General features: G+C 29.8%; 24 protein-coding genes. 11 read left to right on the top strand and 13 right to left on the bottom strand.

Features of this window, described 5'->3' with window-relative positions; genetic code table 11:
- The first annotated feature begins 200 nt into the window (after window positions 1–200).
- The 4 genes from ACKVOD_RS07530 (at window position 201) to ACKVOD_RS07515 (ending at window position 4149) form a co-directional block, all read left to right on the top strand.
- Window positions 201–1205 (top strand): glycosyltransferase, encoded by a 1005-nt coding sequence (locus ACKVOD_RS07530; protein WP_409208858.1) that lies wholly within the window; start codon window positions 201–203, stop codon window positions 1203–1205.
- Window positions 1202–1786 carry a dephospho-CoA kinase gene (gene coaE, locus ACKVOD_RS07525; protein ID WP_409208857.1) on the top strand — a complete coding sequence of 195 codons (585 nt, stop codon included), beginning with the start codon at window positions 1202–1204 and terminating at the stop codon, window positions 1784–1786. The genes ACKVOD_RS07530 and coaE overlap by 4 nt, the downstream gene beginning before the upstream one ends.
- 71 nt (window positions 1787–1857) lie before the next feature.
- Complete coding sequence (locus tag ACKVOD_RS07520; RefSeq protein WP_409208856.1) at window positions 1858–3441, top strand: sensor histidine kinase; 1584 nt, start codon at window positions 1858–1860, stop codon at window positions 3439–3441.
- 3 nt (window positions 3442–3444) lie between these two features.
- Window positions 3445–4149, top strand: coding sequence for a response regulator transcription factor (locus tag ACKVOD_RS07515; protein WP_409208855.1), 705 nt, complete (start codon window positions 3445–3447; stop codon window positions 4147–4149).
- A 60-nt stretch (window positions 4150–4209) separates the two neighbouring features.
- On the opposite strand, the gene ACKVOD_RS07510 is transcribed toward ACKVOD_RS07515, so the two are convergent.
- The 6 genes from ACKVOD_RS07510 to ACKVOD_RS07485 all read right to left on the bottom strand — a co-directional run bounded on the left by ACKVOD_RS07510 (window position 4210) and on the right by ACKVOD_RS07485 (window position 9913).
- A complete protein-coding gene (locus tag ACKVOD_RS07510; protein WP_409208854.1) occupies window positions 4210–4947 on the bottom strand; it encodes an acyl-[acyl-carrier-protein] thioesterase in 738 nt (245 codons plus the stop codon).
- A gap of 8 nt (window positions 4948–4955) precedes the next feature.
- Window positions 4956–5867 (bottom strand): tRNA (adenosine(37)-N6)-dimethylallyltransferase MiaA, encoded by a 912-nt coding sequence (gene miaA / locus ACKVOD_RS07505; RefSeq protein ID WP_409208853.1) that lies wholly within the window; start codon window positions 5865–5867, stop codon window positions 4956–4958.
- Between the two features lie 4 nt (window positions 5868–5871).
- Window positions 5872–7233, bottom strand: a complete 1362-nt coding sequence (locus ACKVOD_RS07500; RefSeq protein WP_409208852.1) for an exonuclease domain-containing protein — start codon at window positions 7231–7233, stop codon at window positions 5872–5874.
- A 109-nt stretch (window positions 7234–7342) separates the two neighbouring features.
- Window positions 7343–8008 carry a YggS family pyridoxal phosphate-dependent enzyme gene (locus tag ACKVOD_RS07495; RefSeq protein WP_409208851.1) on the bottom strand — a complete coding sequence of 222 codons (666 nt, stop codon included), beginning with the start codon at window positions 8006–8008 and terminating at the stop codon, window positions 7343–7345.
- A gap of 4 nt (window positions 8009–8012) precedes the next feature.
- On the bottom strand, window positions 8013–8900 hold the full coding sequence (locus ACKVOD_RS07490; protein ID WP_409208850.1) for a 3-hydroxyacyl-CoA dehydrogenase family protein: 888 nt from the start codon (window positions 8898–8900) through the stop codon (window positions 8013–8015).
- A gap of 47 nt (window positions 8901–8947) precedes the next feature.
- Window positions 8948–9913 (bottom strand): Gfo/Idh/MocA family protein, encoded by a 966-nt coding sequence (locus ACKVOD_RS07485; protein WP_409208849.1) that lies wholly within the window; start codon window positions 9911–9913, stop codon window positions 8948–8950.
- Between the two features lie 130 nt (window positions 9914–10043).
- On the opposite strand from ACKVOD_RS07485, the gene ACKVOD_RS07480 reads away from it, so the two are divergent.
- Window positions 10044–10685 (top strand): protein-L-isoaspartate(D-aspartate) O-methyltransferase, encoded by a 642-nt coding sequence (locus ACKVOD_RS07480; RefSeq protein ID WP_409208848.1) that lies wholly within the window; start codon window positions 10044–10046, stop codon window positions 10683–10685.
- A gap of 28 nt (window positions 10686–10713) precedes the next feature.
- Here ACKVOD_RS07480 and ACKVOD_RS07475 read toward each other — a convergent pair whose 3' ends face one another.
- Both ACKVOD_RS07475 and smpB read right to left on the bottom strand, forming a co-directional pair.
- Entirely contained in the window at window positions 10714–11763 is a 1050-nt protein-coding gene (locus tag ACKVOD_RS07475) for a Fic family protein (protein ID WP_409208847.1), read from the bottom strand.
- 161 nt (window positions 11764–11924) lie between these two features.
- Window positions 11925–12377 (bottom strand): SsrA-binding protein SmpB, encoded by a 453-nt coding sequence (gene smpB / locus ACKVOD_RS07470; protein ID WP_409208846.1) that lies wholly within the window; start codon window positions 12375–12377, stop codon window positions 11925–11927.
- Window positions 12378–12446: 69 nt separating this feature from the next.
- On the opposite strand from smpB, the gene ACKVOD_RS07465 reads away from it, so the two are divergent.
- Complete coding sequence (locus ACKVOD_RS07465) at window positions 12447–12671, top strand: VF530 family DNA-binding protein (RefSeq protein WP_409208845.1); 225 nt, start codon at window positions 12447–12449, stop codon at window positions 12669–12671.
- A gap of 1 nt (window position 12672) precedes the next feature.
- Here the strand turns inward: ACKVOD_RS07465 and ACKVOD_RS07460 are convergent, their stop codons facing one another.
- Window positions 12673–13524 (bottom strand): aldose 1-epimerase family protein, encoded by an 852-nt coding sequence (locus tag ACKVOD_RS07460; protein WP_409208844.1) that lies wholly within the window; start codon window positions 13522–13524, stop codon window positions 12673–12675.
- Between the two features lie 166 nt (window positions 13525–13690).
- Here ACKVOD_RS07460 and ACKVOD_RS07455 point away from each other — a divergent pair, with 166 nt between their 5' ends.
- The 5 genes from ACKVOD_RS07455 to ACKVOD_RS07435 all read left to right on the top strand — a co-directional run bounded on the left by ACKVOD_RS07455 (window position 13691) and on the right by ACKVOD_RS07435 (window position 17645).
- Entirely contained in the window at window positions 13691–15955 is a 2265-nt protein-coding gene (locus ACKVOD_RS07455; protein WP_409208843.1) for a M1 family metallopeptidase, read from the top strand.
- A 326-nt stretch (window positions 15956–16281) separates the two neighbouring features.
- Window positions 16282–16464, top strand: coding sequence for a helix-turn-helix domain-containing protein (locus ACKVOD_RS07450; RefSeq protein ID WP_409208842.1), 183 nt, complete (start codon window positions 16282–16284; stop codon window positions 16462–16464).
- A 30-nt stretch (window positions 16465–16494) separates the two neighbouring features.
- Window positions 16495–16809: a hypothetical protein gene (locus ACKVOD_RS07445; protein WP_409208841.1), complete on the top strand. Its 315-nt coding sequence runs from the start codon at window positions 16495–16497 to the stop codon at window positions 16807–16809.
- 23 nt (window positions 16810–16832) lie between these two features.
- On the top strand, window positions 16833–17165 hold the full coding sequence (locus ACKVOD_RS07440; RefSeq protein WP_409208840.1) for an IS3 family transposase: 333 nt from the start codon (window positions 16833–16835) through the stop codon (window positions 17163–17165).
- 216 nt (window positions 17166–17381) lie between these two features.
- Window positions 17382–17645: a transposase gene (locus ACKVOD_RS07435; RefSeq protein WP_409208839.1), complete on the top strand. Its 264-nt coding sequence runs from the start codon at window positions 17382–17384 to the stop codon at window positions 17643–17645.
- A gap of 71 nt (window positions 17646–17716) precedes the next feature.
- Here the strand turns inward: ACKVOD_RS07435 and ACKVOD_RS07430 are convergent, their stop codons facing one another.
- The 4 genes from ACKVOD_RS07430 to ACKVOD_RS07415 form a co-directional block, all read right to left on the bottom strand.
- The gene (locus tag ACKVOD_RS07430) at window positions 17717–19672 is read right to left on the bottom strand and encodes an OmpA family protein (RefSeq protein WP_409208838.1); all 1956 of its coding nucleotides are present in this window, start codon (window positions 19670–19672) and stop codon (window positions 17717–17719) included.
- Window positions 19673–19693: 21 nt separating this feature from the next.
- Window positions 19694–20077, bottom strand: coding sequence for a hypothetical protein (locus tag ACKVOD_RS07425; RefSeq protein ID WP_409208837.1), 384 nt, complete (start codon window positions 20075–20077; stop codon window positions 19694–19696).
- A 7-nt stretch (window positions 20078–20084) separates the two neighbouring features.
- Window positions 20085–20999: a type IX secretion system membrane protein PorP/SprF gene (locus ACKVOD_RS07420; RefSeq protein WP_409208836.1), complete on the bottom strand. Its 915-nt coding sequence runs from the start codon at window positions 20997–20999 to the stop codon at window positions 20085–20087.
- A gap of 62 nt (window positions 21000–21061) precedes the next feature.
- The coding region (locus tag ACKVOD_RS07415) for a gliding motility-associated C-terminal domain-containing protein (protein WP_409208835.1) at window positions 21062–22002 on the bottom strand (941 nt) is incomplete at its 5' end.

The following is a 22002-nucleotide window of genomic DNA, read 5'->3' as shown; positions in this document are numbered from 1 at the left end:
ATAATTTTTGTATACACAAATATATAACTAATTTTTTATGCTAAAAGTATATGTATTCAAAATTGTATTAGTAGTTTTTTAAAAGAATAACTTCTATAATTATTATATAACCATCATATAAAAGTATAATAGTTTTAAAAGTATATAGTATATCTTTGTGTTTATTATTATGATGATTAGGTACACTTTATATAGAAATTATGTTATTTTCTTTAATCATTCCTGTTTATAACAGACCCGAAGAGATCAATGAGCTTTTAATGAGTTTGACAACTTTAGATTATGAAGATAATTTTGAAATTGTTATTGTTGAGGATGGTTCAACTTTAAAATGTGATACAATCGTTAAAGATTTTAGCGATAAACTTTCAATATCATATTATTATAAAGAAAATTCAGGACCTGGAGATTCTAGAAATTTTGGAATGAGAAAAGCAAATGGTGATTATTTTATCATTTTTGACTCTGATTGTATTATTCCAAAAAAATATTTATCCGAAGTTTTTCTTTCATTAAATTATGATTATGTAGATTGTTTTGGAGGTCCTGATAGGGCATTAGATAGTTTTTTAGATATTCAGAAAGCAATTAATTTCGCTATGACTTCTTTCTTAACAACAGGTGGAATTAGAGGTGGTTCAGAAAAAATCGATAAATTTCAACCCAGAAGTTTTAATATGGGTTTATCTAAAAAAGCTTTTGAATCGTCAAATGGTTTTGGAAATATTCACCCTGGCGAAGATCCTGATCTAACTATAAGATTATGGAAGTTAGATTTTAAAACTAAACTTATACCAAAAGCTTATGTTTATCACAAAAGAAGAATTGATTGGGATAAATTCTCAATTCAAGTGAATAAATTTGGCAAAGTAAGACCTATTTTAAATAGTTGGCATCCACAATATAATAAGTTAACTTATTATTTTCCGTCTCTATTTATGATTGGGTTTGCTGTTGCAATAGTTTTATTAATTTTCACCTATGACATATTACTTCAATTGTATTTCTTTTATTTTTTAATCATTTTTTTAGTTTCTAGTATCCAAAACAGAAGTTTAAAAATAGGTGTTTTATCCATTAAGGCAGTTTGGAAACAATTCTATGGATATGGATTGGGTTTTATGGAATCATTTCTAAAAATAATTATTCTAAAGCGAAAGCCTCAAGTGGCTTTTCCTGATTTGTTTTTCAAAAAGACGATATGACCAAAATTATAGGCTTGACAGGAGGAATAGGAAGTGGTAAAACTACTATTGCAAATTATTTTATTGAAAAAAAAATCCCTGTTTATATTGCCGATGATCAGGCAAAGGAAATTATGAAATCTCCTGAAATAATCAGTAAAATACACGAAATATTCGGAGACTCTATTTTTAATAATGGTTATTTAGATAGAAAACTACTTGCAGAAATAGTTTTTAATAAACCTGAAAAGTTAAATGCACTCAATGAAATTATTCATCCAGCTGTCAAAAATCATTTTGACAATTGGATTTTAAATTACTTAAATTTCCCATATATAATTTATGAAGCGGCAATTTTATTTGAAAGTGGCAGTTATAAAAATTGTGATTATATTATTACGGTTATTTCTCCAATAGATTTAAGAATTCAAAGAGTAATGAAACGAGATAATATAACTCGTGAACAAGTTTTAAATAGAATTGAGAATCAATGGACCGATGAGCAACGTATTGCAAAATCAGACTATGTTATTGAAAACATAAATCTAAAAAACACAAAAAGTAAGATTAATAAAATTCTTAAAATTTTGAATATTTATTAATTATTATTGAAATTGTTAATCTTTGGTTAATTTATCTTAAGCCATACTGTTAAAATATTACTTTTGTATCGATGAATAAGATTTTTTTTAGATTACTTTTGATTTTAATGAGTTTGTCTCTAATAGGGATAATTTTAGTTCAGGTTTACTGGTTCAATACCTCGCTGAAAAACAATGACGAACAATTTAAATTTCATGTTAAACAAGTAATTGGAAATGTAGCCAATAAACTTCAAAAAGAGGAAGCTTATAGTTTTTATGATAAGTACAATCAGTATAAAGATAGTACGGGTAAAATTCCACAAAAAAATGACTTATTAGAGTTTTATTATGTTCAAAAAAATCACGAAACTAATCAAACAACAGTATATAAAAGCAGTATAATTTCTGAAGATTATGATATATCTTCATCGTTCTTTGATAAAAAAATAGATAGTGTAAAATTTAAAAGCTTTAATTCTAAACGAGTTACCGAAATTTATAATGATAAAAAAATTGATAACTCAAAAATTCAAAACAGTTTAGTGCCTGATGTTAAAATTGAAAAATCAGGAAGTTTAGATGTTTTAGACAACGCTCAATTTGAAATATTTTTTAAAGATATTGCTTCATCAATGTCACTACAAGAAAGGGTTTCTGTGGAAAATTTAAATAAATTATTAAAAAACGAATTAGAAGAATACGGTGTGAATACTCCATTTGAGTTTGCGGTATTTAATGATGAAATGGAAACAAAAGTAAAATCAAATGGGTTTATATATGATAAAAATAAAACTTATTCTATACCCATATTCATTGATAATGAAGGAAATAATAAATATAAATTATTAGTTGAATTTCCTCAAAAAAAGAAATTTATATTATCTGATTTGATAGGAATAACTTTATTGTCAATCATTTTTACTTTAATTATTATTATTGCTTATTCAAGCGCTTTGAATCAATTAATTCGTCAACGTAATATTTCCGTAATCAAGACTGATTTTATTAATAATATGACGCATGAATTTAAAACACCAATAGCAACTATAAATTTGGCTTTGGATGCTATCAAAAATCCAAAAATAATTGATGACAAACAGAAGGTATTGAAATACCTTCAAATGATAAAAGAAGAAAATAAGCGAATGCATGCTCAAGTTGAAAATGTTTTGCGGATATCTAAATTAGAGAAAAAAGAATTAAATATAAGTAAAGTTCCCCTTAATATTATTGGGGTAATTGAGGATGCAATCGAGCATGTTCATTTGATTTTAGAAGATAGAAAAGGAACGATTACAAATCATTTTAGCGCTTTAAGAACATCAGTTTTGATAAATGATACGCATTTCACAAATGTTATAGTTAATATTTTAGAAAATGCTATTAAATATTCTCCTGAGACTCCTGAAATTAATTTGTTTGTAGAGAATGTAAAAGACTTTGTTGTTATTAAAATCAAGGATAACGGAATTGGTATGAGTAAAATAGCTCAAAAAAGAGTTTTTGAAAAATTTTATAGAGAGCACACAGGAGATTTGCATAATGTAAAAGGTCATGGTTTAGGACTAGCGTATGTAAAAAGAATTATAGAAGACCATAATGGCCAAATTTTTGTAGAAAGTGAAAAAGGAAAAGGTAGTACCTTTATAATAAAAATACCCTTAATAAATTAAGATATGGAAAATACAAATAGAAGAATACTTTTGGTTGAAGACGATTTAAATTTTGGCGCAGTTCTCAAAGACTATTTAATGCTAAATGATTTTGAAGTTACTTTAGCAAAAAATGGGATGGAAGGATTTGAAAAGTTTAAAAAAAACACCTACGATTTGTGTATTTTAGATGTAATGATGCCCTATAAAGATGGATATACTTTAGCAAAAGAAATTAGAGAAAAAAATCAAGATGTTCCAATTATTTTTTTAACTGCAAAATCTATGAAAGAAGATGTATTGAAAGGATATAAAGCCGGAGCAGATGATTATTTGAATAAACCTTTTGATTCAGAAGTGTTATTAATGAAGATAAAAGCCATAATTCAAAGAAAATCTTCTGTAATTAAATCAGAACCTGTTCAATTTGAATTTAATATTGGTAAATTTCATTTGAATTCAAAACTTAGATTTTTATCTTTTGATAGTGGAGAACCTGTCAAATTATCTCCAAAAGAGAATGAATTATTGAAAATGTTAATTCTTCACGAAAATGATTTGATGCCAAGAGAAATGGCTCTGACAAAAATATGGAGAGATGACAACTATTTTACTTCTAGAAGTATGGATGTATATATTGCCAAATTAAGAAAATATTTAAAGTTGGATAAAAACGTTGAGATTTTAAATATTCATGGAGAGGGTTTTAGATTAGTAGTAAAAAAATAATACTATACCACATTGTAATAATTAAAGACGGCTTCGGTTTTTCGAAGCCGTCTTTAATTATTATAAATTGATTTGTAGTGCAAAACAGTTATTATCCTCTTTTGTAATACTAAAAATGAGCGCATCATCCGTAAAATTCTTATGAATAATTACCTTGTCTTTTATAGATAGTTCTTTTAAAAAGTTCATTTCAAAACTTTCAATTTTTTGATTCAATATTAATTCATCTTCCACAAAATCTAAACACCATTCTAGATATTTCACATTATTAACATGATTTACTATATCTATATCAGATAATACAACTGTCCTTTCAAAAAGAATTTCAGTTTTATTATTTAAGTTAATTTTAGAGAAAGTTTCTTGAGTTGCTATTTGTTCAGGATATAATTCAAAATGTTCATAGGGAAGAGCCAAAGCTTCTGGACGTCTTATTTTTGTATTAAAAACAACCCAAAAAGTCTCGCACCCAATAATTTTTTTGTCGTTTACATACATTTCTAGAGCACGAACTGAACGGGAATTTTCTAAGTTATTTATCCATGTTTTTACGGTTATGATATCTTTCCATTTGGGCATTTCCAAAATTTCGACACGCATTCTACTCAAAACCCAAGCCTGATTAAATTCTTGCATATCTGAAAAACTTATACCTCCAATTTCCGAATGTTCAGCAGCAGTCAATTGCAAAATGTTGCACAAATCGGTATATTTTAGATACGAATTTGGCATACATTGAGTAAAATTTATTTCCCATTTTTTTGTGAAGATTGAGGTAAAATTTGGTGAAATTGGCATAGTTGCTCTTACTTTTGAATTATTTTTTTAATATAATTAATTATCTCAATTTTGTTTGTTAAATAATCAAACCAATTTGTTTCTTCGTTTCTTTTAAACCAAGTAAGTTGGCGTTTGGCAAATCTACGAGAGTTTTTTTTAATTTCTTCAACAGCAAATTCTAATGAAGTTTTATTTTCAAAATAACTAAATAATTCTCTGTAACCTACGCTTTGCAATGCATTTAATTCTTTGTGAGGAAATAACTCGTTAGCTTCTTCCAATAGGCCTTCATTTATCATTATGTCTACACGCTGGTTAATTCTATCGTAAATCACGTTTCTATCGGCTTCTAATCCAATGAGAATAGGAGTGAATTTCCGCGTGTTTTTCTTTTGATTCAAAAAAGAAGAATATGGTTTTCCGCTTCCAATACAAACTTCTAAAGCTCGCATCATCCTTTGTGGATTATCTTTAGCTACTACTTCAAAATAGTTAGGATCTCGTTTTTTTATTTCGGTTTGCAAATATTTAATTCCTGATTTTTCATAATTAGAAGTTACTTCCTGTCTAACGGAAGCATCAATTTCAGGAAAATCATCAAAACCTTTTAAAACTGCATCAACATACAATCCTGAGCCGCCAACCATAACTACGTAATCGTTAGATAGAAATAATTCATTTAGTTTTGAAACGGCATCATTTTCGAATTCGCCAACAGTGTAATTATCGAATATTGATTTATTTTGGATGAAATGGTGTCTTACCGTTGCCAATTCTTCGGTGGTGGGAACTGCAGTTCCGATTCGCATTTCTTTAAAAAATTGCCTGCTGTCGCAGGAAATAATGTCGCATTTGAAATGTTGAGCCAATGATATGCTTAAGGATGTTTTTCCTATGGCAGTTGGTCCAATAATCACGATGAGTTTTTTTTGTTTCAAAAAATTAAAATTTTATAATCTTTAAACTTTTACTTTTTCGAATATACGTTTGAATAATATTTCGAGTGTCTCGATTGTTTTGCATTGGGATAAGTATGTTTTTTAGGATTTCGATTTTAGTAATTTGGTAATTCAAATCATAAAAAGCATACCCTTTGTAAATTCCGTTTTCTATCAAAATGGCACTGTGCTCACTGCTATTACGACCTTTATCGATAAGTATCATACTGTTGTCCTCGAAGCTGTTTTTGGTTATTAACTCTTGGACTCTCTCGTTGTATTCTTCAGGTGAAATAATACCGATGCAAGCACCATCACATTCTTTTATTTTGTATTGAAAACATTCATTTTTAGTGATGTACAATCCTGTATATTTTTGGCACAAATGATAGTGTGAAGTAATTCTGAACAAGGCATTTTTGGCTTCTTGGATAGAAGCAAAAGAGGTGATTTCTTTTTTCCGACCATCTGCTTTTTGCAAATTTAAATTCAAATAGCCATTCTGATCTTTTTCGGCATACAATGCAAACTGAAAAACACTCTTGCGTTGCGCCCGATTAAGCATAGGTTTGTTGATTTTTATCTCTTCACTTTCTTTCAGTAAAGCAATTAGTTCGCTGCCAGTTTCATCGTATGTTACGGTATAAACTTCGGATTGAATTTTTTTACATTTAGTAGTACTTCCTGTGAAATGCTGATTGATTCGTTTTTTTATGTTGCGGCTTTTGCCAATATAAATTAGCTTTCCTTTTTCGTCGTGAATGTAATAAACACCCGTTCTTGAAGGTAAACTTTCTATAATATCCATCAGTTTTGGAGCTATTCCTTTTTGGATTTCAAATTTAATATGGGCTGCGACGATTTCTTTATTCAAGTCTTTGTCTAAAAGCATTTTAAATAATTTGACAGTTGCCATTGCATCACCGCTAGCACGGTGTCTGTCCGCCATGGGAATACCTAAAGCACGAACTAATTTTCCTAAACTATGTGAAGGTTGTTCTGGCAATAATCTTTGAGATAATGCTACTGTGCAAAGCGTTTTTACATTAAAATCATAACCCAAACGTCGAAATTCAGTGCGAAGAATTCGATAATCAAAATCGGCATTGTGAGCTACCAAAACACTATCATTAGTAATTTCTATAATACGTTTGGCTATTTCAAAGAACTTTGGAGCAGAGCGCAACATTGCGTTATTGATTCCAGTCAATTTCACTACAAAAGGTTGTATTGGAATTTCTGGATTTACTAAGCTGATAAATTGATCGACAATTTCGTGACCGTCAAATTTATAAATGGCAATTTCTGTAATTCCTTCTTCGTTGAATTGTCCTCCGGTGGTTTCTATGTCAAGTATTGCGTACAAAATAAGTGTTCAGTGTTCAGTTCCGATTACCATCGGAATTAGTGTTCAGTTTTCAGTTTGTCATTCCGCAGGAATCTCATCATTTGTAGAATCAAAATGCCATTGAAATTTATCGTCCCCCAAAGATACTACTTCCTATCCGAATCATTGTGCTTCCGCATTCAATTGCGAGTTGATAATCGCCGGACATTCCCATAGACAAAGTTAGAAGTTGGAAGTTAGAAGTTAGAAGTTGATTTGTTGTATCAAAAATTGATTTCAAATGTGTAAATTCTTTCTTGATTTGGGTTTGATTGTTTGTAAATGTTGCCATTCCCATTAATCCCACAATTCGAATGTTTTTCATTTCATTTTTGTCATTTTTGATGAACTGAAGAATCTCATCCAATTCTTTTTCGTCAAGACCAAACTTAGTTTCTTCTTCGGCGATATACATTTGCAATAAACAATCTATAATTCTATTGTTCTTTTTTGCTTGTTTGTTGATTTCTTCCAATAGTTTCAAACTATCTACGCCGTGAATCAAACTCACAAAAGGCGCCATATATTTCACTTTATTTGTTTGAACATGACCAATCATGTGCCATTTGATATCTTTTGGCATTGCTTCCCATTTCTCTGCCATTTCCTGGATTTTGTTTTCACCAAAAATGCGTTGACCTGCATCGTAGGCTTCCATTAAATAAGGAATGGGTTTAGTTTTTGAAACTGCAATAAGAGTTACAGTTGAGGGTAAAGCGGATTTTATTTTTTGGAGGTTTTGAGTGATTGACATAATTTTATATAAACTGTTTAGAAACTTTCTCTGCTTTTTTACTTTCACTATAATCATAAAAACCTTCGCCGGATTTTACACCTAATCTACCATTATTTACCATATTAACTAATAAAGGACATGGGGTGTATTTTGGGTTTTTGAATCCTTCGTTCATCACATTTAAAATTGCCAAACACACATCAAGACCAATAAAGTCAGCCAGTTGTAAAGGTCCCATTGGGTGTCCCATCCCGAGTTTCATAACAGTATCAATTTCATAAACACCAGCTACTTTATTGTGTAAAGTTTCGATAGCTTCGTTAATCATTGGCATTAAAATCCGGTTGGCAACAAAACCAGGAGCATCATTTACCTCCACAGGGTTTTTGCCTATTTTTTCTGACAAAGTCATAATGATTTTTGTCACTTTATCACTTGTTTTTTTGCCTCGTATTACTTCTACCAATGGCATCAAAGGAACAGGATTCATAAAGTGCAATCCAATAACACGTTCTGGATGTGCTACAACATTCCCAATTTGAGTGATTGAAATAGAAGAGGTATTACTCGCAAAAATGGTGTTGTGTGAACAAATTTCATTCAATTTTCTAAAAATTTTAAGTTTCAAATCGATATTTTCGCTAGCTGCTTCAATCACTAAATCTACTCCTACAACTCCATCTTCAATATCAGTATAGGTAATGATATTGTTTAATGTTTTGAATTTATCTTCTTCGGTAATGGTTCCTTTAAATACCATTCGGTCTAAATTGGCAAAAATTGTTGTCATTCCTTTATCTAAAGCTTTTTCGGAAACATCAATTAATTTCACAGTAAAACCCCTTTGTGCAAGAGTATGCGCAATCCCGTTACCCATTGTTCCTGCTCCAATTACAGCAATTATTTTCATAATTTTTATTGAAATATTAAAATAAAAGAATAACTCTATTTAAAAATTTACTTCTTAAAACAATCAATAATTTGGTAAGCCACACGCAAAGCTTCTGTTGCTTGTTCCAATGTTACAATAGGAGTAGTATTGTTATTGATTGCATCGGCAAAGGATTCTAATTCGTCTAGGATAGCGTTGTTTTGATCTACATCGGGATTTGAAAAATAGATTTGTTTTTTTACACCTTCTGCATTTTGAAGTATGATATCAAAATCTCCTGGAATTTCAGGTGCATCTTTCATTTTTACAACTTCACATTTTTTTTCTAAAAAATCAACCGAGATATATGCATCTTTCTGAAAAAAACGAGATTTACGCATATTCTTCATAGAAATTCGACTTGCAGTTAAATTAGCAACACAGCCGTTTTCGAATTCAATTCTGGCGTTTGCTATATCTGGGGTTTCGCTAATTACCGAAACTCCACTTGCATTAATCAATTTAACTTTTGAATTCACAACACTCAAAATCGCATCTATATCATGAATCATTAAATCGAGTACTACTGGAACATCGGTACCACGAGGATTGAATTCGGCTAATCGATGCGTTTCAATAAACATTGGGTTTTCAATCATATCTTTTGTTGCTTTGAAAGCAGGATTGAACCGTTCAACATGACCAACCTGTCCGCTAACATTGTATGCTTTAGCCAAAGCAATAATTTCCTCGGCTTCGGCAACGGTATTTGATATAGGCTTTTCTATAAAAACGTGTTTACCTGATTTAATAGAAACTTTAGCACATTTATAATGCGAAAGTGTTGGCGTTACAATATCAATGACATCCACAGCATGAATAAGAGTAGCTATAGTATGAAATTGTTTATACCCAAATTCTTGGGTAATCTTTTCACCATTTTCATGATTTTCATCGTAAAAACCAACGAGTTCAAATTTATCGGATTGTTGTAATAATCTTAAATGTATTTTTCCAAGATGTCCTGCACCTAAAACGCCAACTTTTAACATAAAAATGATTTTTACAAATGTATAATTTATTTGTTTTATTGTATAAAGTTTACATTTAAAGTTTTGGAAATTGTTGTTTGATTTTTGGAATTTTAAAGTTTATTTTTACCAAAATAAATCATTCCAAATTTTGAAAGATACTTCCAAACATCAGGGACTTCGAAATCAATTAATAGCTCTTTTAAAAGAAAAGGGAATAATAGACAAGAGTGTTTTGATTGCAATTCAAAAAATACCAAGACATCTATTTTTAAACTCTAGTTTTGAAGATTATGCTTATCAAGATAAAGCATTTCCTATTGGAGCTGGTCAAACTATATCACAGCCCTATACTGTTGCTTTTCAAACTCAATTATTAGAGGTGAAAAAAGACCAAAAAATTCTTGAAATTGGTACTGGCTCTGGATATCAAACTGCTGTTTTGTGCTTGATGGGAGCAAAGGTATATAGTGTTGAAAGACAAAATGAGCTTTTTAAACAAACTTCAGTTTTATTGCCAAAATTAGGAATTAGACCTAAACATCTTTCTTTTGGTGATGGTTATAAAGGTTTACTAAATCACGCACCCTTTGACAGTATTATTGTAACAGCTGGTGCGCCAATAATTCCGCAAACACTTATGGCTCAACTTAAAATAGGAGGTAGACTTGTCATTCCGCTTGGAGAAGAAAAACAAATTATGACCTTATTAATTCGAAAAAACGAAACGCAATTTGAGAAACATGAATTTGGTGATTTTAAATTTGTACCCTTGTTAGAAAATAAAAATTAAACAAAAATCCCGCAATTGCGGGATTTTTTTATTGACCAATAATATCAAGATAACGTGCTAAGCTTTCTTTCTCATTTTGAGCAACAAATAAAAGAAAATCCTCTTTATTGTTTTTATTTTGAGCCGTTTCTAGAGTATTGTAATAATTCATTCGAGTTTTATAATCACCTTTAATATTAGCAATTACGTAGCCACTTTGCAACAAAATAAGGTTCATTACTAAGCGTGAAGTTCTGCCATTACCATCAATAAATGGATGAATAGTAACTAAACGCTCATGAAGTTCAGCTGCTAAAATTATAGGATGTAAACTCTTTTTATTGGTTTCAAACCAAATAAAAAATTCTTCCATTTCTTTAGAAATCATAAATGGTTGCGGCGGCATATAAGTACTCCCTTTTATCATTATTTGTACTCGACGATATCTTCCAGCATCTTCTGGATTGATACCTCGTAAGATTAGGTTATGAATAGACAAAACTTCTCGCTCATTCAATGGCGTGTTTTTGTCTATCAAATGCTTGATATAAGCTATTGCTTCCTGATGATTAATAGCTTCTAGGTGTTCTCGCATACTTTTACCAGAAATAGTTAATCCTTCATTGATAACCAATTCGGTCTCACGAAGTGTAAGCGTGTTACCTTCAATTCTATTACTTTCAAAAGTATATTCAAGTTCTAGTGCTTGGGTAATTCTATAACTATTAAACTTGCGAAACTGATCTAATTTTGATTTTAATACATCTATTTCATTTAGTATTGAAATTAAATTTTTCGAAAGAGATTTTTTGACAGTAACGTACTTGTTATTCAACTCTTCACGAACCATATTTATTGCTTTCAAGGCAAATTCATCTTGCCCTATTTCATATAGTATTTTTTCTTTAAGCCATGCAATCATCAAAGTTTCAAAGTCTATTTCTAACAACGATGCTAATTTTATTACTTGGTCTTTGGTTGGTTTTCTAGAGCCATTTTCGAATTTGCTAATCAAAGCTTGGTCAATTTCTAAAATTTGAGCCACTTCTCGAGTTTTTAAACCTTTTTGTTCTCTTGCGTTTTTTAATAGTGTTTTCATTTGTAATTCATTCTAATGTCTTGACAAATTTAGTCATAAATTTTAAATAAAAAAATTAAAAGTATTTTAATAATATCGTACTTAATTTATATCAAATCGATTTTTAAAAATGATAAAATGAAACATATTTATTATTAATAGGGTGGAGTGGAACTAATTGGTTAAAATGCTTTCTTAATTCTGTCAAGATCACGTTTAGTATCTTGTTCTTTTAGGGATTCTCTTTTGTCGTAGGTTTTTTTACCTTTACAAAGTCCTATTTCAAGTTTTGCAATTCCTTTTTCGTTTGTAAATAATTTTAATGGAACTATGGTCAAACCTTTCGCTTGAACGCTTCTGGACAAGCCTTTTAATTCTCTTTTGTTAAGCAAAAGCTTACGCTCGCTTCGGGCTTTGTGGTTGAATTGATTTCCGAACGCATATTCTTCAATATAGGTGTTAATTGCAAAAAGTTCTTGACCACTAAATTCGCAAAAACTCTCGGTAATATTAGCTTTTCCAAGTCTGATAGATTTAATCTCAGTTCCTGCTAAAACAATTCCGGCGGTATAGGTTTCAATTATTTCATAATCAAAACGAGCTCTTTTGTTCAGTATATTAATTGTTTTTAGCATAGGATTGCAAATGTAGTCACAAAAGAATCAAATGTCAATATTTATTTAAATTTGGCGTAAATTTGTGCTATGGAAAATCAACAATCAAAAGATCCACTTCACGGAATTACACTTCAAAAAATGCTAGATCAACTTGTTCAATATTATGGTTTTGATACCTTGGGTGAATTGATTAAAATTAAATGTTTTATTGATAATCCATCAGTAAAGTCAAGTTTAACTTTTCTACGTAAAACAGAGTGGGCAAGAAAAAAAGTAGAAGAATTGTATATAAAAACACTTCCTAAATTATAATTTAAAAAATTTCAATAGAGTAAGTCGAACTGAATTTTTCATTGGGATTTAAAATTTGAATTCCTTCTTTTTTAAATAAATTTCCAGAGATTGCATTAGTGTCTGAAAAACCATACCAAGGTTCAATACAAATAAATGGGGCATTATTTTTTGTCCAAATACCTAAATTTGGAAAACCTTCAAAATTAACTTTTAACTCTGGTTTTGAATTATTTAAAATAACAATTGATTTTGAATTTATTGACTTGAATACTAATGCATCATTAAGAAACAAGTCATAATTTAAGATTTTTTTTTTATTAATAACCTCTAACTTTTTTGTATTATTTGAAATTAAATCATTTTCAAGTAAGTAATATTCTAAGATTTCTTCTTTTTCAAATTCTATCGAATAATTTTCAAAAATATCACTTAAAGCAAAAGCGGGATGAGCACCAATTGAAAATGGCATTTGAGTTTTATTTAAATTGAGCACCTCATAATGAACTTTCAAACTTTTATTTTCAAGTGAATAACTAATTAATAATTCAAATTCAAATGGATATACCTTTGATGTTGCAACTGATGATTTTAAAGAAAAAGTGACACTATTTTCCTTTTTATCAATTAATTGAAATTCCATATCTCTAGCAAAACCATGCCTAGAAAGCTCATAATTTTTATCGTTATAAGAAAAAATATTGTTTTTTAAAGTTCCAACAATAGGAAATAAAATAGGGGAGTGTTTTCCCCAATGTTCTGGATTTCCTTCCCATATATATTCTATATTTTTATTGCTTTTTAATGAAAATAATTCTGCTCCTAAATGTTTGATTTGAGCAGTTAGTTCTAAATTCGATATTGTAGTTGTCAATAGCTTTTTTTTAAAATTATAAGATTTTGAAAATTTTTAATCAAAATTAGCTTTTTTAATAAAAAAAAATTAAGATTTAAAGATATTAATAATAATAACTTATTTACTCTTTTTTGTTAAAAATACGACTTTTTTTTCATTAATTTGTCGTAAAAATTATCTCAATATGACTATTACAAATAGAATTTTCAAAGCACTTCAATTATTTGTTTTTATAGGTATTTCTCCAGTTTGGTCTCAAAACAGTACTTCCGCAAAGGATAATATTTCAAATTATAATTATCGTGAAGCTTTTGCTCCGTTTTTTTATTCTAAAAATGGTACAACTACTAGGTCAGCCAGTGGACAACCTGGAACTGACTATTGGCAAAACAGAGCAGATTATAAATTATCAGCTAAATTAGATGAGGATAAAAATGAAATTTCTGGCTCAGGAATAATCACTTATACTAATAATAGTCCTGATAAAATGAATTTTGTTTGGATGACTTTAGAACAAAACTTATTTAAATCAGATTCACGTGGAAATGCTATTATTCCAATTGAAGGGAGTAGAAATGGTGCACAAGGTCAAATATTTGATGGTGGGTTTAAGATAAAATCTGTAAAAATAGTTAATGATAAAAAAGGTGTAATTCTTGAAAAAGATATTAAGTTTTTGATAAATGATACTAGAATGCAGGTTTTCCTTCCTCAAGAATTAAAATCTAATGGTGGAGTTGTTAAAATTAAAATTGATTTTTCATTCATTTCACCTAATGAAGGATCTGATAGGATGGGACTTGTAGAGACTAAAAACGGTAAAATATTTACTGTTGCTCAGTGGTATCCGAGAATGTGTGTATATGATGATGTTCTAGGTTGGAATACAAACCCATATATAGGAGCATCTGAGTTTTACCTTGAATATGGTGATTTTGATGTTAACTTAACAGTGCCTTCAAATCATTTTGTAGTTTGTTCAGGCGATTTACAAAACTCTTTAGAAGTTTATAATGCAGAACAACAAAAACGTTGGGCTCAAGCAAAGATTAGTGATAAAACAGTTTTAATTCGTTCAAGTGAAGATGTTATAGCAACTTCAAACTCGATTATAAAATCTACTAAAACTTGGCAATTTAAAATTAAAAACTCTCGTGATGTTTCTTGGGCATCTTCATCATCATTTATTATAGATGCTGCGAAAATCAATTTACCAAGCGGTAAAAAATCTTTAGCAATTTCTGCTTATCCTATTGAAAGTGACGGTAACGAGGCTTGGGGTCGTTCTACAGAATACACAAAAGCCGTCATTGAAAATTATTCAAAACGTTGGTTTGAATACCCATATTCAGTAGCAACCAACGTTGCAGGAATAGTTGGTGGTATGGAATATCCAGGTATTGTCTTTTGTAATTACAAGAGTAAAGGACGATCACTTTGGGGGGTAACGGATCATGAGTTTGGACATATTTGGTTTCCAATGATTGTAGGTTCAAATGAAAGATTCTTTGGTTGGATGGATGAAGGTCTTAATGAATTTATTAATTCAATCAGTTCAATTGATTTTAATAATGGTGAATACAAAGCGAATGTTATAGATTATCATATAAATGCTGAAACTTTTACAAAACAATCATTGGAACCTGTGATGAGTACCCCAGATAATATGAAAGAGGCTAATATGGGAACATTATTATATTTTAAACCTAGTGCAGCCTTAATAATTTTAAGAGAACAAATATTAGGCAAAGAACGTTTTGATTTGGCTTTTCGAACTTATATTGAACGATGGGCCTATAAACACCCTCAACCTGATGATTTTTTTAGAACCATTGATAATGTTTCAGGAGAAGATTTAAGCTGGTTTTGGAGAGGATTATTTATCAATAATTGGAGATTAGATCAAGGAGTCAATTCAATTAAATATATAGAAAATGACCCTAAATTAGGAGTTTATATTACAATTAAGAATTTTGATAAAATGGTAATGCCAGTAATATTAGATATAAAAACTAAAAGCGGTAAGGTTAGTCGTGTTAAGTTACCTGTTGAAATTTGGCAACGAAATATTGATTGGACTTTCAAACATAGTTCAGTTGAAGAGATTGAAACTATAACTCTTGATCCAGATCATGTTTTTCCTGATTGTAACGAAAGTAATAATACTTGGAATGTGGTATCTGGTCTTATTGAAAAAGATATTAATATTAATGGATATTTAGGTACATTCTCAAATAAATTGAATCCTTTGAAAATTCAATTTTTAAAGAAAAGAGGAATTGTTTTTGTTGAAATAACAAACTATCCAATGTTTAAAGCAGAACTAATTGAAAAAGATGTTTTTGAGTCTAAAAGTGCTGGACTTAAATTTGAGTTTGATGAAACAAAAAACAGTTTCAATATGATTTTAAATGATGGACGAAAAACCCCATTTGTTAGAGAAAATTAATTATTTAAAAACGCATACTTATTCTTCTAAGCTTTATCAAAGTTCGTGTTATTTTGATTAATCTTTTTTAGGTTGAATTCCTCGAAGCTCTACTTCGGTTTTTTTGCCACTGATTTACACATTAAAAAATATTTTTCAAAATCTGTGAATCTGTGGCTTATATTTTGCTAATACCCTGGAGCTCTTCCCTAGGTGGTTTATTTACCATTCTAAATTAATTAAAATTGCTAAAAATCATTATTTCTAAATACTGATATTTCAATTACAAAAAAAATCCCGCAATTAGAATGCCTCCAAAAAGTTAGACACTCTTTGGGAGTATTTTTATGGAAAGAAAAGTCAAGTATAATTATACATTTAAGCTTGAATGTTTAAAGCTAGTATTGAAAAAACATTGTTCTTGCAATTATGTTTCTAATCAAAAAGGTTTAAACGAATCTAACATTCGAAAATGGGTTGGTTTTTACAGGCAATATGGTGACATTGGTTTGCTACCAAGAAAGAACTAAAGTTATTCGGTTAACTTCAAAGTAGAAGTCTTGAAATCTTTTTATAAAGACTTCCTTTCTTTGAGAGATGCAAGCATAAGATTTAACATTCCTGATACTAGTATTATTGTCAAATGGAAAAAAGATTTTGCTGATTTTGGTTTAGTAGGATTACAACCAAAAACAAGAGGCAAACCAAGATCTATGAATGAGAATAAACGAAAAAAACGAAAGTCGGACAAACCGCTAACCAGAGAAGAAGAACTTCTTTTAGAGATTGAAGCACTGCGTTTTGAGAACGAATTGCTTAAAAAGTTACAAGCCTTGATTCAAGCAGAAGAGAAAGCCAAAAAGCGCAAGCCATAATAGAATTAAGGCATAAATTTGATTTGGATTTACTTTTAAATCAAACCAATATAGCAAGGAGTAATTTTTATTATCATCAAAAAAAGACTAAAACAGCTGATAAATATCAAGAAATAAAGGAGTTGATAAAATCCATATATCACAAGCATAAAGGGCGCTACGGATACAGACGAATTACTGATGATCTCAATAGTACAGGAATTATTATCAACCATAAAACCGTTTTAAGATTGATGAAATTTTTAGGCTTAAAAAACCTCATTAGAGTCAAAAAATACAAATCATACAAAGTAGAACAAGGTATAATTACACCTAACATATTAAAAATAAAATTTAAAGTAACCACACCTAATTAAAAATGGGCAACCGATATAACCGAGTTTAATAGTCTCTGGGAATCAATTCTATTTAAGTCCAATAATAGACTTATTTAATCAAGAAATAATAAGTTACGAACTAAACGAGCGACCCGTTTTTAATCAAATTGTAATGATGTTAAATATAGCTTTTAAGAAAAAATACCAGACAATACGAATCTAATCCTACATTCAGATCAAGGCTTGCAATATCAAATGAAAAGATATCAAAACCAGTTGCAGGAAAAAGGTATTATACAAAGTATGTCCAGGAAAGGGAACTGTCTGGATAACGCAATTATTGAAAATTTCTTCGGTATATTAAAATCAGAATTGTTTTATCTAAACAAATACACAACAATAGACCAATTAAAAAAGGAAATAAAGGAATATATAGATTATTACAATAATTACAGAAGCAAGTCTAATTTAAACAAAATGAGCCCAATACAATATCGAGCTCATTATTATCAAAATTAATTATAAATTTTTCCAAACTTTTGGGTTCAGTCTAATATTTGAGTTTTTTTTCTATATATATTCCAATATTATTATAAAGCTGTAATTATAAATTCACTACGTCTATTTTGCTGATGTTGTTCTTCAGTACAATCTGATTTGTTCGTTGGTTCACAACCACAATCGTTAACTAATTGTGACTCTCCATAACCTTTACCTATAAGCCTTGATTTATCTACACCTTTTTCAACAAGCCATGCCATTGTAGATTTTGCTCTTCTATCAGATAAGTCTAGATTGTATTTAATGGTTTGTCTACAATCAGTATGAGAACGCACATCAATTTTCATTGTTGGATGCTGAATCATTACATCTAATATTTTTTCCAAGTCTAAAGCAGCTTCTTTTCGAATAAAGTGTTTATCTAAATCGAAATAAATCATTTTAATTCCAAAACATTTACCTAAATCATCACCGATTGTTACTTTACAACCTGTTTTTTCAAGAACAAAAGGTAAATCTGTAATACCATTTTCACTAGGAATTACAATATTTTTTTCAACTGTTGTATAATCGGTTTTTTCGGCTCTAACAAAATACATTTTGCCACATTCCACTTTAAAAGAATAGTATCCTTTTTCATCTGATATTGTAGTAGTGATTATTTTTAATTGATTATCAAAAAGAGTTACTTTAGTTTCAGGTAATATTTTACCATCTTCTTTATCAGTAATTATCCCAGTTAATACTTGTTCACAAATTAATTTTTTAGTTTCCAAAAATTTATAAATATCATCATAACCCTGACCGCCGTTTCTATTAGAAGTTAAAAAACCTTTTCTAGATTTCGTATCAATCAAATAAGCAAAATCATCCTTTGGTGAGTTAGCTTCGGCACCTACATTTTGAACTTTATCAAAAGTACCATCTGTATTTATTTTAGAAACAAAAATATCTAACCCTCCAAGTCCAGGATGTCCATCAGAAGCAAAATAAATTTCATTTTCGTCTGTTATGAATGGAAATGTTTCTTTTCCTTCAGTATTAATAGGCTTCCCTACATTTTCAGGAACACCATAAGTGCCATCTTCATTTATTTTAATTTTAAAAATATCAGATTGTCCTAAAGTACCAGGCATATCCGATGCAAAGTACAAAGTTTTCTCGTCAACACTCAAAGTTGGGTGAGCTGTACTATATTGATCACTGTCAAAAGGCAATTCACTTACCTTTCCCCATTTGTCATTTTCAAGACTTGCTTTGTATATTTTAATTAAAGTAACTCTATTACCATCTTTTCCTTTTTTTCCATCAATATAGTTATTTCTTGTGAAATAAATTGTTTTTCCATCCTTGGTAAAAACAGGAGTAGATTCATGAAATTTAGAGTTAATGGTTTTAGAAAATTTAGTAATAGAACTTTGATTTGGATTTTTTGAATCATCCAAATCAGCTGTATACAAATTAGTAAAATATTGATTTGTCCATTTGTGTTTCTTTTGTCCTAAACTTCCAGTGTCTCTTGCTGAGGTAAATACAAGTTTATTTTGAAAAAAGGAACTTCCATAATCAGAATATTTTGAATTTATTCCCGCATCTTCAATTTTATATCTTCCTGAATTGGCTTTTATTTCTTCTAAATAATTTCTGTTTCTTTCAAAAAGCAATCCTCTAATATCGTTTTTAGATTTTTGATGAAACTTTTCAAGCATTTGATTAGAATTATCATTTTGTCCAATTGATTTTAAAGATTGAGCATATCTATAATAATATTCAGCATCTAAATTAGTATTCATGTCAAATAATTCTCCGAACCATTTAGCAGCTTTTTCAAACTCAGAATTGAAGTAATACGCATTACCTAATTTTTGAAACATATCAACCGATTTGTATCCTTTTTCGGCTACTCTTTCGTATGTTTTTATAGCGTCTATATAAGAGTAGCTTTCATATTTTTTATCTGCAGTAATAGCCTTGTTTTTTTGGGCATAACCATCGAATGAAAAAACACTAATTATTGTTATAAAAATGAATATATAATTTTTCATAATGAATATTTTTTGTAATTTTTATTTTTTTTCTTTTAGATCTCTCGATTTTTTATTAAATATTTCCATAATCCTATTTGCTTCTTCATTTTCACCAACTGATTTAAGGGACTCTGAATACCGAAAATAATATTCTGATCCTAATTTATTAGTCATAGAAAATAATTCACAATACCATCTCACAGCTTTGTCTAATTGAGCGTTTAAGAAATAACCGTCTCCAATTTTTTTAAACATATCAATTGATTTATATCCTTTCTCTGCCACCCTTTCATACGTTTTTATAGTATCTATATAAACATATTTTTTTCCCTTTTCAATGCTTTTAGCAATTTTTAATTTTTGCCCATAAGTATTATATATTAATACATTTAACACTAAGAATAGTAATATATACTTTCTCATATTGCTTTTAAAAGAATCTAGGAGTTGTTATCTTATTAATATTTTTGAATATTTCATAGCGCAAGAATATTTCATGAGATCCGGAATTATAATTTTTCAAGTTAGTTGTCTCGTTATCAAATCCGTAACCAATATAAAGACCATCCGATACTTGAAATCCAACCATAGCACTCATTGCTGCACTCCATCTGTAAGCTACACCTACAACAAATTTATCATTGAACATAAAATTTCCTGAAATATCCATTTGTAAAGGAGCTCCTTCAACTAGTTTAGAGATAAAAGCTGGTTTAAATTTCAAATAACTATTTAGGTCAAAAACATAACCACCTATAAGGTAATAATTAACTTTTTCTTTGAAAATCTTAACATCATTGTTACTATCACTAAACCTATTTGTTTCTAAAAAATTTGGTATAGAAAATCCAACATAAGCTTTGTCAGAATGTAAATAAATACCTGCACCAATATTTGGTGTGAACTTATTATAATTTTGTAAGCTTTCATCGCCTTGGTCAAGAGGATCTAATTCGCTTATATTCAAATCAAATAAATTAGCAGTTCCTTTAACCCCAATGGACAATTTGAATGTTTCAGAAGTTGGAATTGTATAGGATAAATCAGCCGAGACGGTATTTTCGTGTGTAGGACCAATTCTGTCGTTAATTAACGAAACGCCTAATCCAAGATTGCTCCCATTTAAAGGAGTATTTACAGAAACAGCGTTAGTGACTGGTGCACCATCGAATCCTACCCATTGGGTACGATGCAAAGCAAATATGCTCAAGGCTCCTCTCGATCCTGCATAAGCAGGATTGACATTGATTGTGTTATACATGTATTGCGTAAATTGTGCATCTTGTTGTGCATGACTTACCACTGCTGTAAACATCAAAACGAATAGTAGTATTCTTGTCTTCATTAGTTTGTTTTTATAAAACTTGGGAGATTTTAGTCTCCCAAGAAGTTAGATTTGAGTTTGGTTTATCGTGTAAGGTATAAATACCCATTTTTTGTATACGTTTGTGTACCGCTATCGGTTGATGACGAATAATTTAATATATAAAAATAGGTACCTGTAGGCAATCCTTCAGACTGTTTAATTGTAGTTCTTCCTTTAGAAGTTCCATCAAATACATTGGTCTCATTGTCATAATTTTTGGTTTCAAAAACCAATACTCCCCAACGGTTATATATCTCAACGCTGTTATTAATATAACAATCATCAGTAATGTTATCGATAATAAAATATTGATTTTTATTATCTCCATTTGGTGAGAATGCATTATGAACTACCAATGCATCACATGCTAATACTACAGCTACATCTATTGTTACTATTGCTTCGTCACAATTATTTTGGTTTACTGACTCACAAATTTGGTAAACAATAGTATAGGTTCCCGCAGCAGTTCCTGCTGGGACACTAACTTGTCCTGTTGTAGTATCTACTATAGGAATAGGAGATCCACCTATTGAAGTTGCTGGAGTTTTTATCGTCACGATTACTTGATCAATAGATGCGTTACTTCCGTTTAAGGTATCATTTCCATTTCCATTGTTATTCAAAACATTACCAATATTTACATTGCCAAGTGCGCCATCAATATCTGTAAAACTATCATTTTGAGCTATAATTGCTGGATTCTTAGGTAAGTTTGTTACCGTTGGATCATTCTCTAAATTGCTATTGTTGTCAGATAGGTCTGTCACATTAAGGCCAGTCGGAGGAGTACCTATAGCCGTAGCCTGATTGGTAACACTTCCTGTATTAATATCAGCTTGAGTGATAGTGTAAGTTGCAGTAAAAGTATTGTTATTAACTGCACCAACAGCTAAAGTTATAGGTCCACCTAGAACAGTCACAAGAGGATCCGTTACCGTTACATTAGTCAAAGGCACATTACCTGTATTGGTTACTACAA

Origin of the sequence: Flavobacterium sp., from assembly GCF_046155325.1 — a bacterium.
GTDB lineage: Bacteria > Bacteroidota > Bacteroidia > Flavobacteriales > Flavobacteriaceae > Flavobacterium.
This window is presented reverse-complemented; position numbering and strand designations above follow the sequence as displayed.